24 protein-coding genes are annotated in these 22,274 nt (G+C 73.0%); 12 read left to right on the top strand and 12 right to left on the bottom strand.

Going from position 1 to position 22,274, the window contains the following annotated elements:
- Positions 1-10 precede the first annotated feature (10 nt).
- The gene (locus ABZU53_RS05370; RefSeq protein WP_354861200.1) at positions 11-700 is read right to left on the bottom strand and encodes a metal-dependent transcriptional regulator; all 690 of its coding nucleotides are present in this window, start codon (positions 698-700) and stop codon (positions 11-13) included.
- 174 nt (positions 701-874) lie between these two features.
- On the opposite strand from ABZU53_RS05370, the gene ABZU53_RS05365 reads away from it, so the two are divergent.
- From ABZU53_RS05365 to ABZU53_RS05355, 3 genes are read left to right on the top strand one after another with little or no spacing between them, the layout of a single operon-like run.
- Complete coding sequence (locus ABZU53_RS05365) at positions 875-1,735, top strand: sulfurtransferase (protein WP_355063994.1); 861 nt, start codon at positions 875-877, stop codon at positions 1,733-1,735.
- Between the two features lie 48 nt (positions 1,736-1,783).
- The gene (locus tag ABZU53_RS05360; RefSeq protein ID WP_355063992.1) at positions 1,784-2,965 is read left to right on the top strand and encodes an acetoin utilization protein AcuC; all 1,182 of its coding nucleotides are present in this window, start codon (positions 1,784-1,786) and stop codon (positions 2,963-2,965) included.
- A gap of 15 nt (positions 2,966-2,980) precedes the next feature.
- Positions 2,981-5,536 (top strand): GNAT family N-acetyltransferase, encoded by a 2,556-nt coding sequence (locus tag ABZU53_RS05355; protein ID WP_354861196.1) that lies wholly within the window; start codon positions 2,981-2,983, stop codon positions 5,534-5,536.
- 10 nt (positions 5,537-5,546) lie between these two features.
- On the opposite strand, the gene ABZU53_RS05350 is transcribed toward ABZU53_RS05355, so the two are convergent.
- Both ABZU53_RS05350 and sigB read right to left on the bottom strand, forming a co-directional pair.
- Positions 5,547-5,954, bottom strand: coding sequence for a VOC family protein (locus ABZU53_RS05350; protein ID WP_355063990.1), 408 nt, complete (start codon positions 5,952-5,954; stop codon positions 5,547-5,549).
- A 107-nt stretch (positions 5,955-6,061) separates the two neighbouring features.
- Positions 6,062-7,078: an RNA polymerase sigma factor SigB gene (gene sigB / locus ABZU53_RS05345; RefSeq protein WP_355063988.1), complete on the bottom strand. Its 1,017-nt coding sequence runs from the start codon at positions 7,076-7,078 to the stop codon at positions 6,062-6,064.
- Between the two features lie 232 nt (positions 7,079-7,310).
- Between sigB and ABZU53_RS05340 the strand changes: the two genes are divergently transcribed.
- Positions 7,311-8,099: a sporulation protein gene (locus ABZU53_RS05340; RefSeq protein WP_355064060.1), complete on the top strand. Its 789-nt coding sequence runs from the start codon at positions 7,311-7,313 to the stop codon at positions 8,097-8,099.
- Positions 8,100-8,190: 91 nt separating this feature from the next.
- Here the strand turns inward: ABZU53_RS05340 and dtd are convergent, their stop codons facing one another.
- Both dtd and ABZU53_RS05330 read right to left on the bottom strand, forming a co-directional pair.
- On the bottom strand, positions 8,191-8,613 hold the full coding sequence (dtd, locus tag ABZU53_RS05335; RefSeq protein WP_354861190.1) for a D-aminoacyl-tRNA deacylase: 423 nt from the start codon (positions 8,611-8,613) through the stop codon (positions 8,191-8,193).
- A 28-nt stretch (positions 8,614-8,641) separates the two neighbouring features.
- Complete coding sequence (locus tag ABZU53_RS05330) at positions 8,642-10,126, bottom strand: methyltransferase (RefSeq protein WP_354861188.1); 1,485 nt, start codon at positions 10,124-10,126, stop codon at positions 8,642-8,644.
- 96 nt (positions 10,127-10,222) lie between these two features.
- On the opposite strand from ABZU53_RS05330, the gene ABZU53_RS05325 reads away from it, so the two are divergent.
- A complete protein-coding gene (locus ABZU53_RS05325; RefSeq protein ID WP_355064058.1) occupies positions 10,223-10,807 on the top strand; it encodes an HhH-GPD-type base excision DNA repair protein in 585 nt (194 codons plus the stop codon).
- 3 nt (positions 10,808-10,810) lie between these two features.
- Here ABZU53_RS05325 and ABZU53_RS05320 read toward each other — a convergent pair whose 3' ends face one another.
- Both ABZU53_RS05320 and ABZU53_RS05315 read right to left on the bottom strand, forming a co-directional pair.
- Positions 10,811-11,122, bottom strand: a complete 312-nt coding sequence (locus tag ABZU53_RS05320; RefSeq protein WP_354861218.1) for a hypothetical protein — start codon at positions 11,120-11,122, stop codon at positions 10,811-10,813.
- 13 nt (positions 11,123-11,135) lie between these two features.
- Entirely contained in the window at positions 11,136-11,423 is a 288-nt protein-coding gene (locus tag ABZU53_RS05315; RefSeq protein WP_354861181.1) for a hypothetical protein, read from the bottom strand.
- Between the two features lie 104 nt (positions 11,424-11,527).
- Between ABZU53_RS05315 and ABZU53_RS05310 the strand changes: the two genes are divergently transcribed.
- On the top strand, positions 11,528-11,887 hold the full coding sequence (locus ABZU53_RS05310) for a DUF3099 domain-containing protein (protein ID WP_354861180.1): 360 nt from the start codon (positions 11,528-11,530) through the stop codon (positions 11,885-11,887).
- 63 nt (positions 11,888-11,950) lie between these two features.
- Here ABZU53_RS05310 and ABZU53_RS05305 read toward each other — a convergent pair whose 3' ends face one another.
- Together ABZU53_RS05305 and ABZU53_RS05300 are read right to left on the bottom strand one after the other, a co-directional pair.
- Entirely contained in the window at positions 11,951-12,850 is a 900-nt protein-coding gene (locus tag ABZU53_RS05305) for a PfkB family carbohydrate kinase (RefSeq protein WP_355063986.1), read from the bottom strand.
- Positions 12,847-13,782 (bottom strand): pseudouridine-5'-phosphate glycosidase, encoded by a 936-nt coding sequence (locus tag ABZU53_RS05300; RefSeq protein WP_354863160.1) that lies wholly within the window; start codon positions 13,780-13,782, stop codon positions 12,847-12,849. Before ABZU53_RS05300 ends, ABZU53_RS05305 begins: the two co-directional genes overlap by 4 nt.
- 88 nt (positions 13,783-13,870) lie before the next feature.
- Here ABZU53_RS05300 and ABZU53_RS05295 point away from each other — a divergent pair, with 88 nt between their 5' ends.
- The 3 genes from ABZU53_RS05295 to ABZU53_RS05285 all read left to right on the top strand — a co-directional run bounded on the left by ABZU53_RS05295 (position 13,871) and on the right by ABZU53_RS05285 (position 16,706).
- On the top strand, positions 13,871-14,089 hold the full coding sequence (locus ABZU53_RS05295; protein WP_007456912.1) for a DUF3039 domain-containing protein: 219 nt from the start codon (positions 13,871-13,873) through the stop codon (positions 14,087-14,089).
- Between the two features lie 40 nt (positions 14,090-14,129).
- A complete protein-coding gene (locus tag ABZU53_RS05290) occupies positions 14,130-14,792 on the top strand; it encodes a trimeric intracellular cation channel family protein (protein WP_355063984.1) in 663 nt (220 codons plus the stop codon).
- 180 nt (positions 14,793-14,972) lie between these two features.
- Complete coding sequence (locus ABZU53_RS05285) at positions 14,973-16,706, top strand: DEAD/DEAH box helicase (protein ID WP_354863158.1); 1,734 nt, start codon at positions 14,973-14,975, stop codon at positions 16,704-16,706.
- Positions 16,707-16,824: 118 nt separating this feature from the next.
- Here ABZU53_RS05285 and ABZU53_RS05280 read toward each other — a convergent pair whose 3' ends face one another.
- Complete coding sequence (locus ABZU53_RS05280; RefSeq protein WP_234587953.1) at positions 16,825-17,058, bottom strand: hypothetical protein; 234 nt, start codon at positions 17,056-17,058, stop codon at positions 16,825-16,827.
- Positions 17,059-17,303: 245 nt separating this feature from the next.
- Positions 17,304-18,920 (bottom strand): RNA polymerase sigma factor, encoded by a 1,617-nt coding sequence (locus tag ABZU53_RS05275; RefSeq protein ID WP_355063982.1) that lies wholly within the window; start codon positions 18,918-18,920, stop codon positions 17,304-17,306.
- 288 nt (positions 18,921-19,208) lie between these two features.
- Here ABZU53_RS05275 and ABZU53_RS05270 point away from each other — a divergent pair, with 288 nt between their 5' ends.
- Complete coding sequence (locus ABZU53_RS05270) at positions 19,209-20,030, top strand: inositol monophosphatase family protein (RefSeq protein ID WP_354862506.1); 822 nt, start codon at positions 19,209-19,211, stop codon at positions 20,028-20,030.
- A gap of 58 nt (positions 20,031-20,088) precedes the next feature.
- Here ABZU53_RS05270 and ABZU53_RS05265 read toward each other — a convergent pair whose 3' ends face one another.
- On the bottom strand, positions 20,089-20,607 hold the full coding sequence (locus tag ABZU53_RS05265; RefSeq protein ID WP_354862507.1) for a LytR C-terminal domain-containing protein: 519 nt from the start codon (positions 20,605-20,607) through the stop codon (positions 20,089-20,091).
- Positions 20,608-21,042: 435 nt separating this feature from the next.
- Between ABZU53_RS05265 and ABZU53_RS05260 the strand changes: the two genes are divergently transcribed.
- On the top strand, positions 21,043-21,339 hold the full coding sequence (locus tag ABZU53_RS05260; RefSeq protein ID WP_007075406.1) for a DUF4193 domain-containing protein: 297 nt from the start codon (positions 21,043-21,045) through the stop codon (positions 21,337-21,339).
- A 120-nt stretch (positions 21,340-21,459) separates the two neighbouring features.
- A complete protein-coding gene (locus ABZU53_RS05255; RefSeq protein ID WP_355063981.1) occupies positions 21,460-22,257 on the top strand; it encodes a hypothetical protein in 798 nt (265 codons plus the stop codon).
- Positions 22,258-22,274: the final 17 nt, after the last annotated feature.

The following is a 22,274-nucleotide window of genomic DNA, read 5'->3' as shown; positions in this document are numbered from 1 at the left end:
CCGAGGTCGGTTAGCTGGCCGCGACGAAGACCCGGGAGGCGACCTCGCGGGGGAGCCGCACCCGGTCGCCGGAGCGGTCGATCGACACCCCGTCGCGCTCCTGCGCCACGGTCACCGTGGCACCCGGGTCGACGCCGGCAGCGTGCAGCTGGCGCAGCACGTCGGCGTCGGTCTGCACGCTTTCGCAGATCCGGCGGACCACGACCGGCCCGGACAGCCCGGGGAAGGCCAGGTTGCGCTCGCCCTCGCCGGCCTCGCTGGCCTGGGCCTCGGGGGAGCCCAGCTCCTCCAGACCCGGGATCGGGTTGCCGTACGGCGAGCGAGTCGGCCGGTTGAGCAGGTCGTACACCCGCTTCTCGACGGCGTCGCTCATCACGTGCTCCCAGCGGCAGGCCTCCTCGTGGGCCTCCTCGTAGGGCATCCCGATGACGTTGACCAGCAGCAACTCGGCGAGGCGGTGCTTGCGCATCACGGAGACGGCGCTGCCCCGGCCGAGCGCGGTGAGCGTCAGGTGCCGGTCGCCCTCCACGGTGAGCAGGCCGTCGCGCTCCATCCGGGCCACGGTCTGGCTGACGGTGGGGCCGCTCTGCTTGAGGCGCTCGGCGATCCGGGCGCGCAGCGGCGGCACCCCCTCCTCTTCCAGCTCGAGGATGGTGCGCAGGTACATCTCGGTCGTGTCCACTAGATCATGGCTCTTCACTTTCGCCCCCTTTGTCCGAAGGTAGCGAAGGTAGCTTCGCGATCAGTGGTGTCGACCAGATCGTGAGACTTCATAAGGTAAGCGGCCCTCCGATGCTCGATGCTACCCCGCCGCGCGGCGAGCGACCGCCGCCGAATCGCGTGGTGGTGATCCGGATGGTGTTGGATGGTCGCCATGTCCGGTACCGAGGAGCTGCTCGTCGAGGCCGACCGGCTCGCCGCCGAACTCGACCACGCCGACCCGCCCACCCTGCTCGACGTCCGCTGGCGGCTCACCGGCCCGCCCGGCCACGACGACTACCTGGCCGGTCACCTGCCCGGCGCGGTCTTCGTCGACCTGGACACCGCGCTGTGTGGGCCGCCCGGGGTCGGCGGCCGGCACCCGCTGCCCGATCCGGGCGCGCTACAGGCCGCGCTGCGGGCCGCCGGCGTCCGCGCCGGTCACCCCGTGGTGGTGTACGGCGGCGGCGACGGCCTGGCCGCCGCGCGCGCCTGGTGGACGTTGCGCTGGGCCGGGCACCGGCCGGTGCGCCTGCTGCACGGTGGCTTCCCGGCCTGGGTCGCCGCCGGACGACGGGTCTCCACCACCGCGCCCGCCCCGGCCGACGGCGACGTCGAGGTGCGCCCCGGTGATCTTCCGGTGCTGGATGCCGGGCAGGCCGCCGCGCTGGCTGCCGCCGACGACGCCGTGCTGCTCGACGTGCGCGCGGCGCCCCGCTACGCCGGCGAGGTCGAGCCGATCGACCCGGTCGCCGGTCACGTGCCCGGCGCGGCCAACCTGCCCGCCGGCGAGTACGTGGGCGCCGACGGGCGCTTCCCGGCCGCCGACGTGCTGCGCGAGCGGTTCGCCGCGGTCGGCGCGACCGGGGCGCGGACGGTCGGGGCGTACTGCGGCTCCGGGGTGACCGCCGCGCAGGCGGTCCTCGCGCTGCACCTGGCCGGCCGCACGGACGCCGCGCTCTACGTGGGTTCGTGGAGCAACTGGGTCGCCGACCCGGCCCGGCCGGTCGCCTCCGGGCCGACACCCGGCCGCTGACCAGCGCGTGCGGTGGGCCGACGACGGTCCTCGTGCGACGATGAGCTCATGTCCGACGACACGGTAGTGGTGTGGGACCCCTCGCTGCTCGCCTACGACATGGGTGACCATCCGCTCGACCCGGTCCGGGTGGAGCTGACCGTCGCGCTCGCCCGGGAGCTGGGCATCCTGGATCGTCCCGGGGTGCGCGTGGTCAAGCCGGAGCCCGCCGACGACGCCCTGCTCACCCGCGTGCACCACCCGGCCTACCTGGCCGCGGTGCGGGCCGCGCCGCGTGACCCGCTGTTCGCCGGGTACGGGCTGGGCACCTCCGACAACCCGGTCTTCGAGGGGATGCACGAGTCCAGCGCGTTGATCGCCGGCGCGACCGTGACCGCGGCCGAGGCGGTCTGGCGCGGTGACGCCCGCCGGGCCGTGAACGTGGCCGGTGGGCTGCACCACGCGATGCCCGCCCGGGCGTCCGGCTTCTGCGTCTACAACGACCCGGCGGTGGCCATCGCCCGCCTGCTGGATCTGGGCGCCGAGCGCATCGCGTACGTCGACGTGGACGTGCACCACGGCGACGGGGTGCAGCAGATCTTCTGGGACGACCCCCGGGTGCTCACGGTCAGCCTGCACGAGACGCCGCTCGCGCTCTTTCCGGGCACCGGCTTCCCGGACGAGACCGGCGGGCCGGGCGCGCAGGGCAGCGCGGTGAACATGCCGCTGCCGCCCGGCGTCGACGACACCGGCTGGCAGCGGGCGTTCCACGCGATCGTGCCGTCGGTGCTGCGCGCGTTCCGGCCGCAGGTGCTGGTGAGCCAGTGCGGCGCGGACGGGCACCGACTGGATCCGCTGGCCGACCTGAACCTGACGGTGGACGGGCAGCGCGCGACCTACCTGGCGTTGCGGGCGCTCGCCGACGAGCTGTGCGAGGGCCGCTGGGTGGCCACCGGCGGCGGCGGGTACGCGCTGGTCGAGGTCGTGCCCCGAGCCTGGAGCCACCTGTTGGCCGTGGCGACCGGTGACCCGATCGACCCGGCGACGCTCACCCCGCCGGGCTGGCGTGAGCTGGCCGCGGCCCGTCGGCCGGGCCGGGAGATTCCGCTGCGGATGACCGACGACGCGGACCCGTCGTACGAGCCGTGGCAGCCGACGGGCGAGCCGAACGCGGTGGACCGGGCGATCGCGGCGACTCGCAAGACTGTCTTCCCGCTGCTCGGGCTCGACCCGTACGACCCGCGGGACTGAGCCGGGCCGTTTCCTGTGACGACCGTGGACCAGCCGGTGGACGTGCTGCTCAGCGACGGCAGCACCGTCCAGTTGCGACCGATCAGGCCGGACGACGCGCCGGCGATCGTGGCGATGCACAGCCGGTTCTCCGAGCGCACCCGCTACCTGCGCTACTTCTCGCCGTACCCGCGCATCCCGGAGCGGGATCTGATCCGGTTCGTCACGGTCGACCACCACGACCGGGAGGCGTTCGTGGTGCTGGCCGGGGACCGGCTCGTCGCCGTCGGCCGGTACGAGCGGCTCGGCCCGCAGGCGCCGGAGGCGGAGGTCGCCTTCGTGGTCGAGGACGCCTTCCAGGGCCGGGGCATCGGCCCGGTGCTGATGGAGCACCTGGCCGACGCCGCGCGGCGCAACGGCATCCTGAGCTTCGTCGCCGAGGTGCTGCCGGCCAACGGGACGATGCTGCGGGTCTTCTCCGACTTCGGCTACCAGGTGCAGCGCGCGTACGCCGACGGGGTGGTGCACCTGAGCTTCCCGATCGCCCCGACGGAGGCGACCCTGGAGGTGCAGCGCGGCCGGGAGCACCGCACCGAGGCCCGCTCGATCGCCCGGCTGCTCGCCCCGCGAGGCATCGCCGTCTACGGCGCGAGCGCCACCGGCCAGGGCGTCGGCGCGGCCGTGCTCGGGCACCTGCGCGACGGCGGGTTCACCGGCGCGGTGGTGCCGGTGCACCCGAGCGCGTCGACGGTGGCGGGGCTGCCTGCGTACCCCTCGGCGGTCGACGCCGGGGTCGCGGTGGACCTGGCGGTGGTGGCGGTCCCGCCGGAGGCGGCGACCGCGGTGGTCGCGGACGCGGCCGCCGCCGGGGTGCACGGCCTGGTCGTGATCTCGGCCGGCTTCGCCGAGGCCGGCCCGGAGGGCGCGGCCAGGCAACGTGCGCTGGTCCGCGCGGCGCACGCCGCCGGGATGCGCGTGGTGGGCCCGAACTGCCTGGGCGTGGCCAACACCGACCCGACGGTACGCCTCAACGCCACCCTCGCCCCGGCGCTGCCGCCGGCCGGTCGGGTCGGCATCTTCAGCCAGTCCGGCGCGTTCGGGGTGGCGCTGCTCGCCGAGGCGGACCGGCGTGGCCTCGGGCTGTCCAGCTTCGTGTCGGCCGGCAATCGGGCCGACGTGTCGGGCAACGACCTGCTGCAGTACTGGCAGGACGACCCGGGCACCGACGTGATCATGTTGTATCTGGAGACGTTCGGCAATCCGCGCAAGTTCGCCCGGCTGGCCCGGCGGATCGGCCGGGCGAAACCGGTCGTGGCGCTTGCCTCGCCGGCCCGCCCGGCCGGTGTGGGCGACACCGCCGGCCCGGACGAGGTGGCGGTGGCCGCGCTGTTCGCCCAGTCCGGGGTGATCCGGGTGGACACCGTGCCGGAGCTGCTCGACGTGGGGGTGTTGCTGGCCAACCAGCCGCTGCCGGCCGGCGGCCGGGTCGGCGTGGTCGGCAACTCGTCGGCGCTGACCGGCCTGGCCGCCACGGCCTGTGTCGGGCAGGGCTTGACCGTCGCCGAGGGCTACCCGCGCGACGTCGCGCCGAGCGCCGGCGCCGACGAGTTCGCCGCCGCCCTCGCCGAGACGGCCGCCGACGACCGGGTGGACGCGCTCGTCGTGGTCTTCGCCCCGCCCCTGCCCGGCCAACGCACCGAGGTGGACGCCGATGTCACCGCCGCGCTGCCGGCCGCCCTCGCCCTGGGCAAGCCGACCGTGGCGACGTTCCTGGTCGGTCGATTGCCGGCCGGGGTGCCGGCGTACGCCGGCGTGGAGGAGGCCGTCCGGGCGCTCGCCCGGGTACACCGGTACGCCGAGTGGCTGCGCCGCCCACCCGGGGTCGCGCCCGAGCTGCCCGGGATCGACCGGGACGCCGCAGCGGCCGCGCTGCGCGGCGACGGCACCGACGCGGAGGCGCTGCTGGCCGCGTACGGCATCGAGACCGTCGCGTCGGTGCCCGTGGACTCGGTCGACGCGGCGGTCGACGCGGCGGCGCGGGTGGGTTACCCGGTGGCGCTCAAGGCCGCCGCCGCGGGGCTGCGACACCGGCTCGACCTGGGCGCGGTCCGCCTCGATCTGCCCGACGAGGCGAGCGTCCGCCGCGCGTACGCCGACATGGCCGCCGGCTTCGGCGCGGACGTGCTGGTGCAGCCGATGGTCCCGCCCGGTGTGGCCTGCGTGGTGGAGCTGGTGGAAGATCCGGCGTTCGGGCCGGTGGTCGGCTTCGGCCTCGGCGGGGTCGCCACCGAGCTGCTGGGCGATCGGGCCTGGCGGGCGGTGCCGCTGACCCACACCGACGCCGCCGAGCTGGTCGACGAACCCCGGGCGGCACCGCTGTTGCGGGGGCACCGGGGCGCCGCGCCGGTGGACCGGGCGGCGCTGGCCGACCTGCTGCTGCGGGTCGGTCAGCTGGCCGACGAGCAGCCCCGCGTGCGCTCGGTGACCCTCAACCCGGTGCTCGCCCGCCCGGACGGCATCTCGGTCCTGCACGCCCAGGTGCGGGTGGGCGGGGTGGCCGCCCGCCCGGACACCGGCCCCCGGCGCCTCTGACCGCGGCCGCTCAGGCGCGGCTGGAGATCTGCTGGACGCCCCAGGTGTTGCCGTCCGGGTCGGCGAAGAAGATGAAGCCGACGTTGTCCAGCGGGTCCGGCACCGGGCTCGGGTTCTGGCCCACCACCTGGATGTCGCTGACCTCCACGCCACGGGCGACCAGCTCCGCGTGGGCCCGCTTCAGGTCGGGCACCACCAGTTGCAGGCCCTTGAGCGAACCCGGCGGCATCTCCGGGACCACGCCCTTGCCGATCACGATCGAGCAGCCCGAGCCGGGCGGGGTCAACTGCACGATGCGGGCCTCGTCGCTGATCACCGTGTCGTGGTCGACGGCGAAGCCGAGCTGGTCGGCATAGAACGTCTTCGCCCGGTCCAGATCGGAGACCGGCACGATCACCACTTCCAACGTCCAGTTCATGGCACTCTCCTCGCTCGTCGCGGCGCCGGTCGGCGCCACAGTCAAGCACCCCGACAGCAGGAAAGGTCCCGGCGAACCGCCGGGACCTTTCCTGCTCATCCGGTGCGTCAGCAGGCGTACGCCTCCAGGCGCTGCGCCCGCTCCGGAGCGCGCAGCTTCAGCAACGTCACCTTCTCGATCTGCCGGATGCGCTCGCGGGACAGGCCGAACTCGCGGCCGACCTCGTCCAGGGTGCGCTGCCGGCCGTCGTCCAGCCCGAACCGGAGCCGGATGACCGCCTGCTCCCGCTGCGACAGCGTGGCCAGCACGATGCTCACCTCGTTGCGCAGTTCGCCCTGCGCGGCACCCTCGCCCGGGTCGGTGCGCGGGTCCACCGAGGCCACGAAGTCACCGAGCGCGCTCTCGCCGTCGTCGCCGACGGCCTGGTCCAGGCTGACCGGCTCGCGGTCGTACGAGATCAGCTCGATGACCTGGAACTCGGGGATGTCCAGGGCCCGGGCGACCTCGGCGACTCCTGGCTCGCGACCCAGCGTCACCGCCAGTTCCCGGCGGGCCCGGACCATCCGGTTGACCTGCTCGACCATGTGCACGGGAATGCGGATGGTGCGGGCCTGGTCGGCCATGGCACGGGTGATCGCCTGCCGGATCCACCAGGTGGCGTACGTGGAGAACTTGTAACCCTTGGCGTAGTCGAACTTCTCCACCGCCCGGATGAGCCCGAGGTTGCCCTCCTGGATCAGGTCGAGGAAGGCCATCCCGCGTCCGGTGTAGCGCTTGGCGATGCTGACCACCAGCCGCAGGTTCGCCTCCAACAGGTGGTCCTTGGCGGCGCGGCCCTCGGCGACGATCAGCTCCAGGTCGGCCCGCAGCTCCTCGGAGACCGGGGTGCAGGTGGCGAGCTTCTCGTCGGCGAACAGGCCGGCCTCGATCCGCCGGGCCAGGTCGACCTCCTGCGCCGCGGTCAGCAGCTTCGTCCGGCCGATTCCGTTCAGGTACGCCCGGACCAGGTCGGTGGAGATGCCGCGCTCGTCGGTGGCGTCCAGGTCGGTGAGGGCCTCGGCGGCCCCGTTGGTCTCGGTGCTGGTGGCCGGGCGCGTCCGGTGTTCCGTCATCTGCAGGACCATCTCTGTCTCTCCCCGTGTCCACGTCTGTGCCGTGTCTCCGGCCCAGTGGTGCCGGTGTGACACACAGCTTGGCGGGCAGAGCGTGAAACGGGAGTGAGGCGATCGGGCACCCGACAGGAATCCGGCCGGATCGTTGCCGCGGTGTGTCATCCCGGCGGTTGCGTGCCCGGCCCGGCTACGTTGCGGACGGTCGGCCGCCCCGGGTCGGCGTGGTCCGACGATGGAGGACGGTGTGGTCTTCAAGCGGCTCATGAAGGCGATGGGGGTCGGCGGCCCCTCGGTCGAGACGGTGCTCGCCAACCCGAACTGCCGCCCCGGCGGGCAGTTGGAGGGCCACGTCCAGGTGCTCGGCGGCGACCATCAGGTCGACATCGACGACGTCACGCTCGGCCTGGTCACCCGGGTCGAGGTGGAGAGCGGCGGCAACGACTACGACACCACCCAGGAGTTCCACCGCCAGCGGGTCACCGGTGCGTTCCGGCTGGAGCCGGGGCAGCGCCACGATCTCCCGTTCCGCTTCGACGTGCCCTGGGAGACACCCGTCACCGAGCTGTACGGGCAGCACCTGCACGGCATGACGATGGGGCTGCGGACCGAGCTGGAGGTCGCCCGCGCCGTCGACACGGGTGACCTGGACGCCGTGTCGGTGCACCCGCTGCCCGCCCAGGAGCGGCTGCTGGAGGCGCTGCTGCGGCTGGGCTTCCGGTTCGCGCGCGCCGACGTGGAGCGTGGACACCTCTACGGCGTACGGCAGACGTTGCCCTTCTACCAGGAGATCGAGTTCAGCCCGGCACCGCAGTACGCCCGCTCGATCAACCAGTTGGAGGTCACCTTCATCGCCGACGCGCGACAGATGCAGGTGGTGCTGGAGGTCGACAAACGCGGCGGCGTCTTCACCGAGGGCCGGGACGCCTTCGGCCGGTTCACGGTCGAGCACGCCACCGCCGACAACACCGACTGGACCGCCGAACTGGACACCTGGCTCCGCCAGTCCCTGTCCCGCCGAGGCCTCTTCTCCTGACCCCCGGCTGCCCCGGTGATCAAGAGCTTTGCGTCACCTTGGGGCCGGATTCTGACGCAAACCTCTTGATCACCGGGAAGAGGGGCGGGGGTTAGAGGTCTAGGAGGAGGGTTTGGGGGCCTATGTTGAGGCTTTCCACCAGCATGTGGGCTCGGAAGCGGCCCGTTTCGACCTTGGCGCCTCGTTCGCGTAGGGCGTCGACCACCGCTGTCACCAGGGGTTCGGCGACCTCGGCGGGGGCTGCCGCCGTCCAGCTTGGACGGCGGCCCTTGCGGGCGTCGCCGTAGAGGGTGAACTGGCTGACCAGCAGGATCGGCGCGCCGGTGTCGGCGGCGGACCGTTCACCGTCCAGGATGCGCAGCTCGTGCACCTTGCGCGCCATGGTCTGAGCGGTCTGCGCGGTGTCGGTGTGGGTCACTCCGAGCAGCACCAGCAGGCCGTTCTCGATCGCGCCGACCACCTCGCCGTCGACGGTCACGCTGGCCCGCCCGACGGTCTGCACCACCGCCCGCATCAGCGTGCCACCGCGCACATCGCTGGCATCACGTGGTCACCGGTTCGATGAAGCCGCGCTCCACCAGGTGCGCGACGATCGGGCCGGCGGCCTCGGCCATCTCCGCGGGTTCGACGTCGTGGGCCGCCGCGAGCAGGGCGAGCTGGTCGCGCAGCGGCAGCCGGCCGTCGGCCCCACCGACCAGTGCCAGCACCAGCGGGTCGATCTCCTCGGTCCAGCGCAGGCCGTGCGGCATCGCGAGCACCTGCCGGTCCACCGCCCAGCCCTCGTCGCCCATGGTGGCCTCCTGACGCAGCTGGAGGCCGTCGGTGGCCCGGTAGCGCTCGGCGAGCAGCGCTTCGGTGTCGCGTACCCGCAGGAAGTCCTGGCGGTCGAACCAGGCGCCGATCTGGTCGCCCAGCGGCGGCTGGACCCGCTGACGCAGGTCCTCCACGCGGACCACCGGGTCGGCGTGCCCACCCTGGCGCAGAGACACGATGCCGAAGCCGATCGCCTCGATCTTGTGCGCGTCGAACCAGTCCAGCCAGACGGCCGCCCGCTGCGGGTCGGCGCCCTCGCCGACGTCGGTGAGCCACAGGTCGACGTACGCCATCGGGTCGGCCACCTCGCGCTGGATCACCCAGGCGTCCAGGCCGGTGCCGGCGAACCAGCCGGCCACCCGCTCGTCCCACTCCTCGCCGGCGACGTGCACCCAGTTCGCCAGGTACTGCATGGTGCCGCCCTCGGTGAGCAGGCCGGGGGCGGCGGAGGCCAGTTCGGCGGCGATCGCGTCACCCACCCGGCCCGAGTCGCGGTAGACGTGCGTGGTGGTGCCCGGACCGACCACGAACGGTGGGTTGCTCACCACCAGGTCGAAGCGACGGCCGGCCACCGGGGCGACCAGGTCACCCCGCAGCAGCTCCCAGTCCTGGCCGTTGAGAGCGGCGGTGGTCGCGGCGAAGCGCAGAGCCCGCTCGGAGAGGTCCGTGGCGGTCACCGTGTCGGCGTGGGTGGCCAGGTGCAGGGCCTGGACGCCGGAGCCGGTGCCCAGGTCCAGCGCGCTGCCCACCCGCCGGCGCACGGTCGCGCCGATCAGGGTCTGGGTGGCGCCGCCGATGCCCAGCACGTGCTCGGCGTGCAGCGGACGACCCGGCCGGGCGCTGGCCGGCACGTCGGCGAGCACCCACCAGTCGTCGCCGTACGGCTCCAGGTCGACGCCGGCACGCAGACCGCCGCCGTACCGCTCGACCAGCCCGCCCGCCAGCGCCTCCGCAAGGCGCAGCGGCGCCAGCGCGGCAGCCACCGCGGCCTCCGGCTCGGTCTGGTCGCAGATGAACACCCGGATCAGGGTGCCGAGCGGGTCGCCGTCCTCGGTGGCGCGCAGCGCGGCCCGGTAGTCGTTGCGGGAGACCGCAGCGGTGGCCTGCGCGCCCAGCCGCTCGGCGATGCCGTGGCTGGTGAACCCCGTTCGGGTCAGCGCGGTCCGCAGCGCGTCGACGCCGGCGGGGGAGAGCAGCATGTCGTGTTCGTCCACGCCCTCATCCTGCCTTTCGCCCCGCCCCGCGTCGGCAGCACCCGCCGGACGACTGCCGGAGCGTCGGTGTCTGCCCGAATCGGCGCGCCAGGCAAGATGGCAGGTATGACGCTCGTGCTGCCCATCGATCCGGAGGCCAACCGGCTGCTGGAGCGCAGTCCGCTGGCCCTGCTCATCGGCATGACCCTGGATCAGCAGGTGCCGATGGAGAAGGCGTTCTCCTCGCCGTACGTGCTCACCCAGCGCCTCGGCCACGACCTGGACGCCGCGGAGCTGGCCGGCTACGACCCGCAAGCCCTGGTCGCGATCTTCGCCCAGCCGCCCGCGCTGCACCGGTTCCCGAAGGCGATGGCGGCCCGGGTGCAGGAGGTCTGCCAGGTGCTCGTGGAGCGCTACGACGGGGACGCCGCGCTGCTCTGGGCCGACGTCGCCGACGGGCCGGAGCTGCTGCGGCGGGTCGCCGGGCTGCCCGGCTTCGGCAAGCAGAAGGCGCAGATCTTCGTGGCCCTGCTCGGCAAGCGGTTCGGGGTGAACCCGCAGAACTGGCGGGAGGCGGCCGGCGGGTACGGCGATCCCGGCGCGTACCGGTCGGTGGCGGACGTCGCCGACGCCGATTCGCTGCGCCGGGTGCGGGAGTACAAGCAGCAGATGAAGGCGGCGGCGAAGGCTGCGGGGGGCTGACGCTCAGGCGGCGGTCGGGTGGGCCAGCGACGCCAGCGCCCGCCGGACGTCGGCGAGGGAGACGGTGGCGGAGTCGTCCAGGTCGGCCAGGCCGGCCTCGATCCACTGCCGCATCAGGGTGGTGACCCCGATGCCCCGGGCGTCGGCGGCGGTGCGGACCCGCTCGTAGGTCTCCAGCGGCAGCCGCACCGATCGGCTCACCATCGGCACGTCGGTGTCGGGGGTGGGCAGGTCCACCGCCGGGCTGTCGTCGATCAGGTCGGCGAGCCGGTCGTCGCCGCTGTGGAACTGCTTGGTCGCGTCGTTACGGTGCATCGTCACGGCCTCCTCATCGGCGATCTCTCCGCACGGCCTCGTCGTAGCGCTTCGACTCGACGTCGCTCAGCTCGCGGGCGGAGAGGATGTCCCAGTCGTTGTCGGTGCCGTCGGCCTCGGCGAGCAGCACCGCCAGGCGGCGGCCCCGCCGGGCGGCGGCGTAGACCACCATCACGTCGTCGCCCAGGTGGCGGATGACCCGCCGAGGGCTGTGCAGCGCCTCCCAGACTTCCCCGGGAGTGACGTCGTAGACCCTCAGGTTGGCCAACGCCTCGTCGGTGAAGCTGAACCTGCTGCCCACACCGCGCAGCGTACCACGCGCGTAACACGTACCGGGCTGGGTCAATTTTCGCTGATCACGCTTCGGTGGTGACAGGATGGGGCGTAATCCCTTCGAGGAGGTCCATGGTGAAGCGTCAGGCGTACCAGCCGATTCTGATCACCGATGCCTCGCGCAGCCAGAATGATCAGCTCACCAGCCGTCAACGCCGCTACGTCCTCATGATGGGCATCCGGGTGGCCTGCATCATCGCCGGCGCGATCCTGGTCGGCGCGAACGCCCCACTGCTCTGGGTCTGGCTGCCGCTGTGCGCCCTCGGCATGGTGCTCATTCCGTGGCTGGCCGTGCTGCTGGCCAACGACCGGCCGCCGAAAGAGGAGCACCGGCTGGCCAATCGGTTCCATCCCCGGCGGCAGGACGAGGCGCCGCCGATGAGTCTCACCGCCGACGAGCGCCCGCACAAGGTCATCGACGTCGAGCCCTGACCCGCGAGCGGGCCAGGGCTCGACCGTCACGGCCGTGCTGCGGCTGCGGCCGTGCGCCGGCTCTTACGGCTGCGGCCGTGCGCCGGCTGTGGAGACGGCCAGCGCGCCCAGGTCGGTGGCGCGGCTCAGTGCCGCGGTCGGGCTGGCACCGGCGAGCCACGCGGTGAGCAGGCCGGCCGCGAAGGCGTCGCCCGCGCCCGTGACGTCCACCACCGCCACCCGGCGGGCCGGAGCCGTGCAGACCGGCGTCGTGCGGTCGACCCAGACCGCTCCCGCCGCGCCACGTTTGACCACCACCCGCCGAGCCGTCGCCGACAGCGCGCGCCCCTGTGCCGCCGGGTCCAGCCCGCCGGCCAGCACCGTGGCCTCGTCCGCGTTGACCAGCAGCAGGTCGACGTCGCGTACCCAACCCAGGAAGGTCCGCGCGCCGACCCGCCGCAGCGGCGCCGCGGACGCCGCGTCGACGCTTGTGGTGAGCCCGCGCTCGCGGGCGGCGGCCAGCGCCCGCAACCCCGCGCCGCGCGACCCGGCGTCCAACAGGGTGTACGCGGACAGGTGCAGATGCCCCGCGTCGGGCACTGCCGCGAGGGCCTTCTCCACGTGCTCGGCGCTCAACGCGAGGTTCGCGCCCCGCGACGTGACCATGGTCCGCTCGCCGTCGGCGGCCAGCACGATCACCGTGCCGGTCGGGGCGTCCACCACCCGCTCGACCGCGCAGTCCACGCCCGCATGGTCCAGCTCGGCCATCCGGTCGCGCCCGGCGTCGTCGTCGCCGACCGCGCCGACGAGCGTGACGGCCACCCCCTGCGCGGCGATCCAGGCGGCGGTGTTGGCCGCCTGCCCGCCGCCGCCGAAACTGATCTCGGCCCCGGTGTCCGAACCGGCCGCGAGCGGCCCGGACAGCACCGCCACCACGTCGGTGATCACGTCCCCGACGACGACCACGCGGGCCGGACGGGTCATGCCGGGACGGCGGAGGTGCGGGCGACCGCGGCGACCGCGATGCGCGCGGCCAGGTCGGCGTTGCGCAGGATGATCCGGACGTTCACCGCCAGGCTCGCGCCCTCGGTGGCCGAGTGGAAGTGCGCCAGCAGGTACGGCGTGACGGCCTTGCCGGTCACCCCGTCCCGCTCCAGCAGGGCCAGGCCCTCGGCGAGGGTCCGGTCGTGCAGCTCCGGGTCGAGCTGCTCGTCGACCGGCAGCGGGTTGGCGACGAGCAGACCTCCGAGGTGCACGGCGTGCCCGTCCCGGGCGGCCAGCACGGCGGCGACCTGCTCCGGCGAGTCCACCGACCAGTCCAGGTCGAAGCCCGCGTCGGTGAGATAGAAGCCGGGGAACCGGCGGGTGCGGTAGCCGATGACGGCGACCCCGAGGGTCTCCAGGCGCTCCAGCGTCGCGCCCACGTCGAGGATCGACTTGACCCCGGCGCAGACCACAGTGATCGGGGTCTGGGCCAGGGTGACCAGGTCCGCCGACTCGTCGAAGGTGTGCGCCGCCTCCCGGTGCACCCCGCCCAGGCCGCCGGTCGCGAACACCCCGATCCCGGCGGCGGCGGCCACCGCGCTGGTCGCCGCCACGGTGGTGGCGCCGTCCGCGCCCGTCGCCGCCGCCACGGCCAGGTCGCGGACGGAGAGCTTCGTCACGCCATCGACGGTGGCCAGCCGGGTCAGCTGCGCGTCGTCCAGGCCGACCACCAGCTCGCCACCGATCATGCCGATCGTCGCCGGCACCGCCCCGGCGTCCCGGACCGCCTGTTCGATCTCCCGAGCCACCCGCAGGTTCTGCGGACGGGGCAGGCCGTGCGAGACGATGGTGCTCTCCAGGGCGACGACGGGCCGGCCGTCGCGCAGGGCTTCGGCGACCTCGGTGCCGTAGCTGATGCGAAAGTCAGTCACACCGGCACGGTACGGGGTGGGACCCCGACCGGGCTCAAGTGGACCCGGCCGTGATGACCTGCCAAACTTGACGGTTGGAGGTGCAGACGTGAGCACAGAGGTTCTCGAGCGTCCGGAACTGAAGGACGCCGACACCGGTCCCGAGATGTTCCACTACGTCCGCAAGGAGAAGATCGCCGAGAGTGCCGTCATGGGCACCTTCGTCGTCGCGCTCTGCGGGGAGACCTTCCCGGTCACCAAGGCGGCCAAGCCGGGCTCGCCGGTCTGCCCCAAGTGCAAGGAGATCTACGACTCGTACCGCGAGTGAACCCCGGCCGGCGCTCCGGCCGGCGACGTAGCCTGCGGCGGTGACCACCTCCACCGCCCTGCTCCTCGCCGACCTGACCGGAGTGGCGGTCTTCGCCGCCTCCGGCGCCTCGGCGGCGGTGGCCAAACGACTCGACCTGTTCGGCGTCGCGTTCGTCGGCTTCGTGGCCGCGCTCGGCGGCGGGATCCTCCGCGACCTGGTCATCGACGAGGTACCGCCGCTCGCCTTCGCCGACTGGCGGTACGCCGCCACCGCGGCGATCACCGCGCTCGCCGTCTTCTGGCTGCACCCACAGCTCGCCCGACTGCGCAGCACGGTGCTGGTGCTCGACGCGGCGGGCCTCGGTCTGTTCACCGTCACCGGCACGCTCAAGGCGCTCGACGCCCGGGTGCCGGCGGTCGGCGCCTGCCTGATCGGCATGCTCACCGCGATCGGCGGCGGGCTCGGCCGGGACCTGCTGACCGCCGAGATCCCGGTGGTGCTGCGCCGGGAGATCTACGCGGTGGCCGCCCTGGCCGGATCGGTCGCGGTGGCGTTGCTGTACGTCACCGGCCACACCGGGCCGGCACCACTCACCGCCGCCGCTGTCGGGGTGGTCGGGCTGCGCCTGATCGCGTTGCGCCGCCGCTGGTCCGCCCCGGTGGCGACGCTGCGGCCACCGCGTGCGAACGGGGCCGATCCGCGCGCCGACCGGGAGTGGTGAGGCTGACCGTGCTCCGGTGGTGAATGTGACAGGCGTGGTGTCGCCTGGGCCCGCGGGCCCGCGCTGGTTATGCTGAGTCGGCCTTCGCGGCAGCTTCTGCGCGGAGGCGTTTTCATGGGCGGCGGTACTCGTGGCCCTCGCCCGGTGTCCGCCCTCGTGCGGTCGGAGAGGAGCTTTCGCGTGGCAGCCCGGACGCCGGTGCTCGAGACGTTCCCGGCACTCCGTGCCTGGCAGCGCAAGGCCCTGGTGGAGTACCTGCGACGGCGTACCGAGGACTTCACCGCGGTCGCCACGCCGGGCGCCGGAAAGACCACCTTCGCCCTGCGGATCGCCGCCGAACTGCTCGGCGACGGCACCGTCGAGGCGGTCACCGTGGTCGCGCCCACCGAGCACCTGAAGAACCAGTGGGCCGAGTCCGCGGCCCGGGTGGGCATTCAGCTCGACGCCGCGTTCCGCAACGCCGACGTGCACTCGGCGGCCGACTTCCACGGCGCGGTGGTCACCTACGCCCAGGTGGGGATGGCCCCGCAGGTGCACCGGCGGCGCACCATGACCCGCCGCACCCTGGTCATCCTCGACGAGATCCACCACGCCGGCGACTCCCGCTCCTGGGGCGACGGCGTCAAGAACGCCTTCGAGCCCGCCGTACGCCGGCTGATGCTCACCGGTACGCCGTTCCGCTCCGACGACAACCCGATCCCGTTCGTCACCTACGAGCGGGGCGGTGACGGGCTGCTGCGCTCCCACGCCGACTCGGTCTACGGCTACGCCGACGCGCTGCGCGACGGAGTTGTCCGGCCGGTGCTCTTCCTCGCGTACTCCGGGGAGACCCGCTGGCGCACCAACGCCGGGGAGGAGTTGGCGGCCCGCCTCGGCGAGCCGATGACCCAGGATCTGGTGGCGCAGGCGTGGCGTACCGCCCTCGACCCGGCGGGGGACTGGATGCCCCAGGTGCTGCGGGCCGCCGACGCCCGACTCACCGTGCTGCGCAACGCCGGCATGCCCGACGCCGGTGGCCTGATCATCGCCACCGACCAGCAGACCGCCCGCTCCTACGCCAAGCTCATCGAGCAGGTGACCGGCGAGAAGGCCACCGTGGTGCTCTCCGACGACCAGGGCGCGTCCGCGCGGATCGCGACGTTCGCGGCGTCCGACCAGCGGTGGCTGGTCGCGGTGCGGATGGTGTCCGAGGGGGTCGACATCCCGCGACTGGCGGTCGGTGTCTACGCCACCAGCGCCAGCACCCCGCTCTACTTCGCCCAGGCGATCGGCCGGTTCGTGCGGGCCCGCCGCCCCGGCGAGACCGCGTCGGTCTTCCTGCCCAGCGTGCCGCACCTGCTCGGGCTGGCCAGCGAGATGGAGAACGAGCGGGACCACGTCCTCGGCAAACCCAAGGACTCCGACGGCTTCGACGACGACCTGCTGGAACGGGCACAGCGTGACGACCAGGCCAGCGGGGAGTTGGAGAAGCGGTTCGCCGCGCTCTCGGCCACCGCCGAACTGGATCAGGTGATCTTCGACGGCGCGTCGTTCGGGACCGCCGCCCAGGCCGGCACCCCCGAGGAGGAGGAGTACCTCGGCCTGCCCGGCCTGCTCACCGCCGACCAGGTCTCCCTGCTGCTCACCAAACGGCAGGCCGACCAACTCGCCGCCCAGCGCCGCCGTACCGCCGAGCGGGCCGCTCAGCCGGCCGCTGCGGCCACCGCGGCACCGCCGGTACCCATGAGTGCCGCCCAACGCCGGGTGGCGCTCCGGCGTCAACTGAACGCTCTGGTGGCCGCCCGGCACCATCGCACCGGCCAACCCCACGGCAAGATCCACGCCGAGCTGCGCCGGCTCTGCGGCGGCCCGCCGAGCGCCCAGGCCACCATCGAGCAGCTCGAGGAACGCATCGCCACCGTGCAGACCCTCTAGCCCCCGTGCACCGAGCGTGCGACGCCGGTGAGTCGCGGGGCGCGGTTGGGCAGAAAGTGAAAAGCCGACCGGAGGCGCCCCGTGGGGTGCCTCCGGCCGGCTATGTCGGTTTGCGGATTTAGTTCGCCATCAGATCGGCGCCACGCCAGCTGAAGTCGGGCTCCGTTGCGAACCGCTCGGTGATCTTCACGAGATCCTCCGCGTACTTGTTCGCGTGGTGCCCGCAGAACACCAGTTCGCTCCCACCCGCCAGGGTGATCCGGAGCTTGCCGGCAGCATTGCAGCGGTCGCACCGTTCATCGGCGGCTGGGGGAACCACCGTCTCGGGCGGCGGCGTGAGGGTCGAGTTCATCGCCTTCCTCCTCTGGTCGTCACCGATGAACAATCTCTTCGGTCGTTGCTCACCTATCGTGCAACACCCGTGCCGGGCACTGCCTTCCCTGTGTGCCCGCGGGGGACCGAGGTCACACATGGCAGGGACAGTGTGCCGTGAACCCAGGGTGCCACGTCAACGATCACATTCGTGCATCCGGACGATCACCATCTGGTGTTGCACACCAGGTGATCAAAACGACACGTCCGGTTGACGAAACCGGCTCAGTCCAGGTAATCCCGGAGGACCTGCGACCGGGACGGGTGACGCAGCTTGGACATCGTCTTGGACTCGATCTGCCGGATCCGCTCCCGGGTCACCCCGTAGACCTGACCGATCTCGTCCAGCGTCCGCGGCTGACCGTCGGTCAGGCCGAAGCGCAGGCGTACCACACCCGCCTCACGCTCGGAGAGCGTCTGAAGCACCTGCTGGAGCTGGTCCTGCAGGAGCGAGAACGAGACCGCGTCGACGGCGACCACAGCCTCGGAATCCTCGATGAAATCACCGAGCTGGCTGTCACCCTCGTCGCCGATGGTCTGGTCCAACGAGATGGGCTCCCGAGCGTACTGCTGGATCTCCAGCACCTTCTCGGGTGTGATGTCCATCTCCTTGGCCAGCTCCTCGGGAGTGGGCTCGCGGCCCAGGTCCTGGAGCAACTCGCGCTGTATGCGGCCGAGCTTGTTGATGACCTCGACCATGTGCACCGGGATGCGGATGGTGCGGGCCTGGTCGGCCATGGCGCGGGTGATGGCCTGCCGGATCCACCAGGTGGCGTACGTGGAGAACTTGTAGCCCTTGGTGTAGTCGAACTTCTCCACCGCGCGGATGAGGCCGAGGTTGCCCTCCTGGATGAGGTCCAGGAAGGCCATGCCGCGCCCCGTGTACCGCTTGGCCAGGGAGACGACCAGACGGAGGTTCGCCTCGAGGAGGTGGTTCTTGGCGCGCTCGCCGTCGCGGGAGATCCAGCCCAGGTCGCGGACCATCTCCCGGGCGAGCTTCTCCTCGCCCTCGTCGGCCGCGCGCAGCTGCTCGGCGGCGTAGAGCCCGGCCTCGATCCGCTTGGCCAGCTCCACCTCCTGCTCGGCGTTGAGCAGCGGGACCTTGCCGATCTGCTTCAGGTACGCCCGGACGGAGTCGGCGGAGGCGGTCAGCTCGGCGTCGCGCCGGGCCTGCTTGAGCGCCTCGGACTCCTCGTCGTCCCACTCGAAGTCGTTGTCGGTGGCCGACGCAGCGGCGTCGGTCTCGGCGGCCTGGGCCAGCTCGGCCGGCTCCTCCACCACCACGTCCTCGATGACGGCGGCGAGCTCCTCGGGGTCGATCTCACCCTCGGCGCCCTCGCCCTTGGCCTTGCCGCCGGCCTTGACCGGCTTGGCTCCGGCCGCCGCGGCGACCGTCGCCTTGGTGGCGCGGGTGGACTTGGTCGCCTTCGCCGGGGTGGCCGCGGCGGCGGCGACCTCGGCGGTGCTGCCGGCGGCCTTGCGAGCGGCCACCTTGCGCGGCGCCGGCGCCGGCGGCGCCGCGTCGGAGGCGGGCGCCTGCTTCGGGGCGGGCGCGGCGGCCTTCTTGGTGGTCTTGGCGGTGGTGGCCCGGGACGCGGGGGTCGTCGAGCGGGCCGCGGCGACCCGGCGGCGGGTGCTCGCCGAGCCGTCCACCACAACGGTCACTCCCGCCTCGGAGAGCGCCCGCAGGATCTTCTTGGCCTGGGCCGGAGTCACCTCGGCGGTCTCGACGGTGCGCGCGAGCTGGGCCGACGTGAGCTGACCACCGGCGCTCTGCGCGTGGGCGATCAGGGTGTCGGTGAGCGAGCGAACGTCGGCGCCGGGCTGGCGGGGTTCTGTCACGAATGACCTTCCGGAGGCGAAGAGCGGGCACGGCCGGGTCGTCCGGCACAGCGTGGGGCAACCGGGCCGGGCGATGTGGTTGAGGGACCCCCGTGTCCCGGGCCGGCCGGTGGTCGGCGGTCCGTGGCGCGTGGGCAGGGGTGAATTGTAACGCCGTCTGCGGCGATCATCCTGCGCCGCACGGCGTAACGGCAGCGGGACCGCCGATTCGGCGCAGATGTGGACTTTGTAAGGATGATACTCGCGCACGGCCCGGAACGCCCCGGTCGTACGGGAAGGGACCCTGGAATGGACCGTTCGGCGCCGACACCGCGGGAACTGTTGGCGATCGCGCTCGACGTGGCGCGGGACGCCGCCGCCACCGCGTACCGGATGCGGGTCGAGGGCGTCTCCGTGGCGGCGACCAAGAGCACGGTCACCGACGTGGTCACGGCGGCCGACCGGGCCGTCGAGCGGCAGGTCCTCGACGCGCTGCGCGCGCTGCGGCCGGGGGACGCGGTCCTGGGCGAGGAGTACGGCACGGAGGACACCGGTCCGGCGGAGCCGGGCGGCGTGCGGTGGATCGTCGACCCGATCGACGGCACCGTGAACTACCTCTACGGGTTGCCGTACAGCGCGGTGTCGTTGGCCGCCGAGGTGGACGGGGTGGTGGTCGCCGGCGTGGTGCGCAACGTGCACACCGGCGAGGAGTGGACCGCCACCGCTGGTGGCGGCGCCTGGCGCGATGGCGTCCGGCTGCGCTGTTCCGGCGAGACGGATCTGGGGCAGGCGCTGGTCGGCACCGGCTTCGGCTATGACGCCGGCCGACGGGCGCACCAGGCGTCGGTGGTGGCCGGACTGATCGCGTCGGTGCGGGACATCCGCCGCCTCGGCGCCGCCGCCCTGGACCTCTGCCTGGTGGCGGAGGGGCGGCTGGACGCGTACTTCGAGAAGGGCCTGGCCGCCTGGGACCTGGCCGCCGGCGGGCTGGTGGCCGCCGAGGCGGGCGTGCGGGTCTCCGGCCTGGCCGGTCGCCCGCCCGGCCCGGACCTGGTGATCGCGGCCCCGCCCGCCCTCTTCGCCGGGCTGCACGACCGGCTGGCCGCCCTGGACGCCTCCGGCGGCCCCTGACCGCTCCGCCGGGGTGGACCCGGATGCTCGGCGCGGGGCGGACGGCCCGGTTACGCCGTCACTTCTTGGCGGCGGGGGACGGGCAGGAGCCCGCCGGCGCGACCGGTGGGCCCAGGTCGCCGAGGGACTGGTTGACCTCGGTGGTGGTGGCGAGCTGCTGGAAGCCGTTGCCCAACACCACGTCCACGGTGTCGTCGGTGCGCTTGTCGTCGTAGACCGGCTCGGCGTTGTTGAGGAAGTACGCCTTGAGCAGGTGGGCGGAGCTGACGCCCTTGGGGCCGAACTTCAGCACGGCGACGTCGTCGATGCCCTTGGGCGCGTTGCCGACCTTCTTGACCTGGAACTTGCGGTTGCGGAAGTCGTCGGCGACGGCGCCCGCCCGGCCCGGCTCGTCGGTCGCGTTCAAGACGTTGATCTTGACGTCCTTGGGCTCGTGCAGGGTGACGTCGGCCAACGGCCAACCGTCCGGGCAGCCGCCCGCCGCGCCGGCCTCGCCCTGGCTGTCGCGGACGATCGCGGTGATCACGAACGCCAGGGCCAGGACCCCCAGCAGGCCGACGACGACGAGTGCTCGCACTCGCGCAAAACTCATCTGGGCGCTCCCGGGACCTCAGGTGGGTGGCGGCGGCCGCCAACGATCGCACTGACCGCCGGCCGTCGAATACGCCGCTGAGGTTAACGGTTGTCCGGCCGTCGCGTGGAAACAGTCCGACATGCCGGCGCGCCGACCCTGAACCGGGTACTACTACCCCTATCTTCGTGTCGCCTGAATCACATTGGGAACAACTTCGCGTGCGGGGGCGTACATCTCAGCCGCAAGGGCGGTATACATGCCTCGCCCAAGGGGGGGTAAGGTTCCGCGCTCGCAGGGGAGTGGCCCCAGCGGTCCCGACCCGTACGGTCCCGCGGGTCGGGTGCCCGACACAAGTGGTTGCCGGCCAGCGGAACCGAAACAGCGTCGTCCGGCGTTACAACCGGAAGCGACAACATCGATATGGGAGAGTGACATCCGATGGCCACCGACTACGACGCCCCGCGTCGCGACGAGGTCGACCTCGGCGAGGACAGCCTGGAAGAGCTCAAGGCACGGCGCGTCGACTCACAGTCGGGCGCGGTGGACGTCGACGAGGCCGAGGTCGCCGAGAGCTTCGAGCTGCCCGGTGCCGACCTGGCCGACGAGGAGCTCACTGTCAAGGTGCTACCGATGCAGCAGGACGAGTTCCGGTGCGCCCGCTGCTTCCTGGTCCACCATCGCAGCCAGCTGGCGGTCGAGCGCAACGGCGAGCTGATCTGCCGAGAGTGCGTCTGACACTCACGACACCGGCGGCGGCCTCCTGATCGGGGCCGCCGCTACCGGTGTAGGCGTGCGACGCCGGTGGGTACCTGTTTGACTCGTAGCGGGTAGCCACACCACCGGGAGGTCCGACCCATGAGCGATCGAGGCGACACCACCGACGACGGCGCGGACGATCTCGGCGCCACCGTCGCGGCGTTGACCGCGGACGACATCGAGCCGGCCCGGCGGCGGCAACTGCTCACCCGGATAATGGGGCAGGCCCGCAGCCGAGGCATTTCCGACCTGTTCAAGCCCCGCGCCGCCGTGCGCTGGATGACCGACACGGTGGCCGAGATCGCCCCGCACGTACCGGTGCGGGACCTGGCCACCCTGCGTCGACACTTTCCCGGCCTGGACGACGCCGCCCTGGCCGAGCGACTGATCCGCAACGCCTCCCGCGCCACCGCCGGGATCGGCGCGGCCGGCGGGGGAGTCGCCGCCGTAGAATGGACCGTCGCGCCCACGCTGCTCTCCGCGCCCGTGCTGCTCGCCGCCGAGACGGTCGCCGTCGTGGCGGTGGAGCTGAAACTGATCGGTGAGCTGCACGAGATCCACGGCGTGTCGCTGCCAAGCGCCGGCAGCCAACGAGCGGTGGCCCTGGTGCACTCCTGGGCCACCCAGCGCGGGGTCAACCCGATGGTGCCCGGTGTGGGCGTGGGCGCGGTGCTCGGCACCGCCGCCCGCAAGGAGATGCGGGACATGCTGCTGCGCCGATTCGGGCGCAACCTCACCACGCTCGGGCCGTTCCTGACCGGCGCGGCGGTGGCCAGCTTCCTCAACCGCCGGGCCACCCGGCAGATGGCCGACCAGCTCCAGGTGGACCTGCGCCGTCGCGGCATCGCCCGGCCGGCGCCGCCGCCGGCCCTGCCCGGCCCGCCGACGGGCACCTGAGCGGGGTCGTCGGCGTC

Origin of the sequence: Micromonospora sp. NPDC005194, from assembly GCF_040608335.1 — a bacterium.
Taxonomy (GTDB): domain Bacteria; phylum Actinomycetota; class Actinomycetes; order Mycobacteriales; family Micromonosporaceae; genus Micromonospora.
The sequence above is the reverse complement of the archived record's forward strand: the minus strand, read 5'-3'. Positions and strand labels throughout refer to the sequence as shown.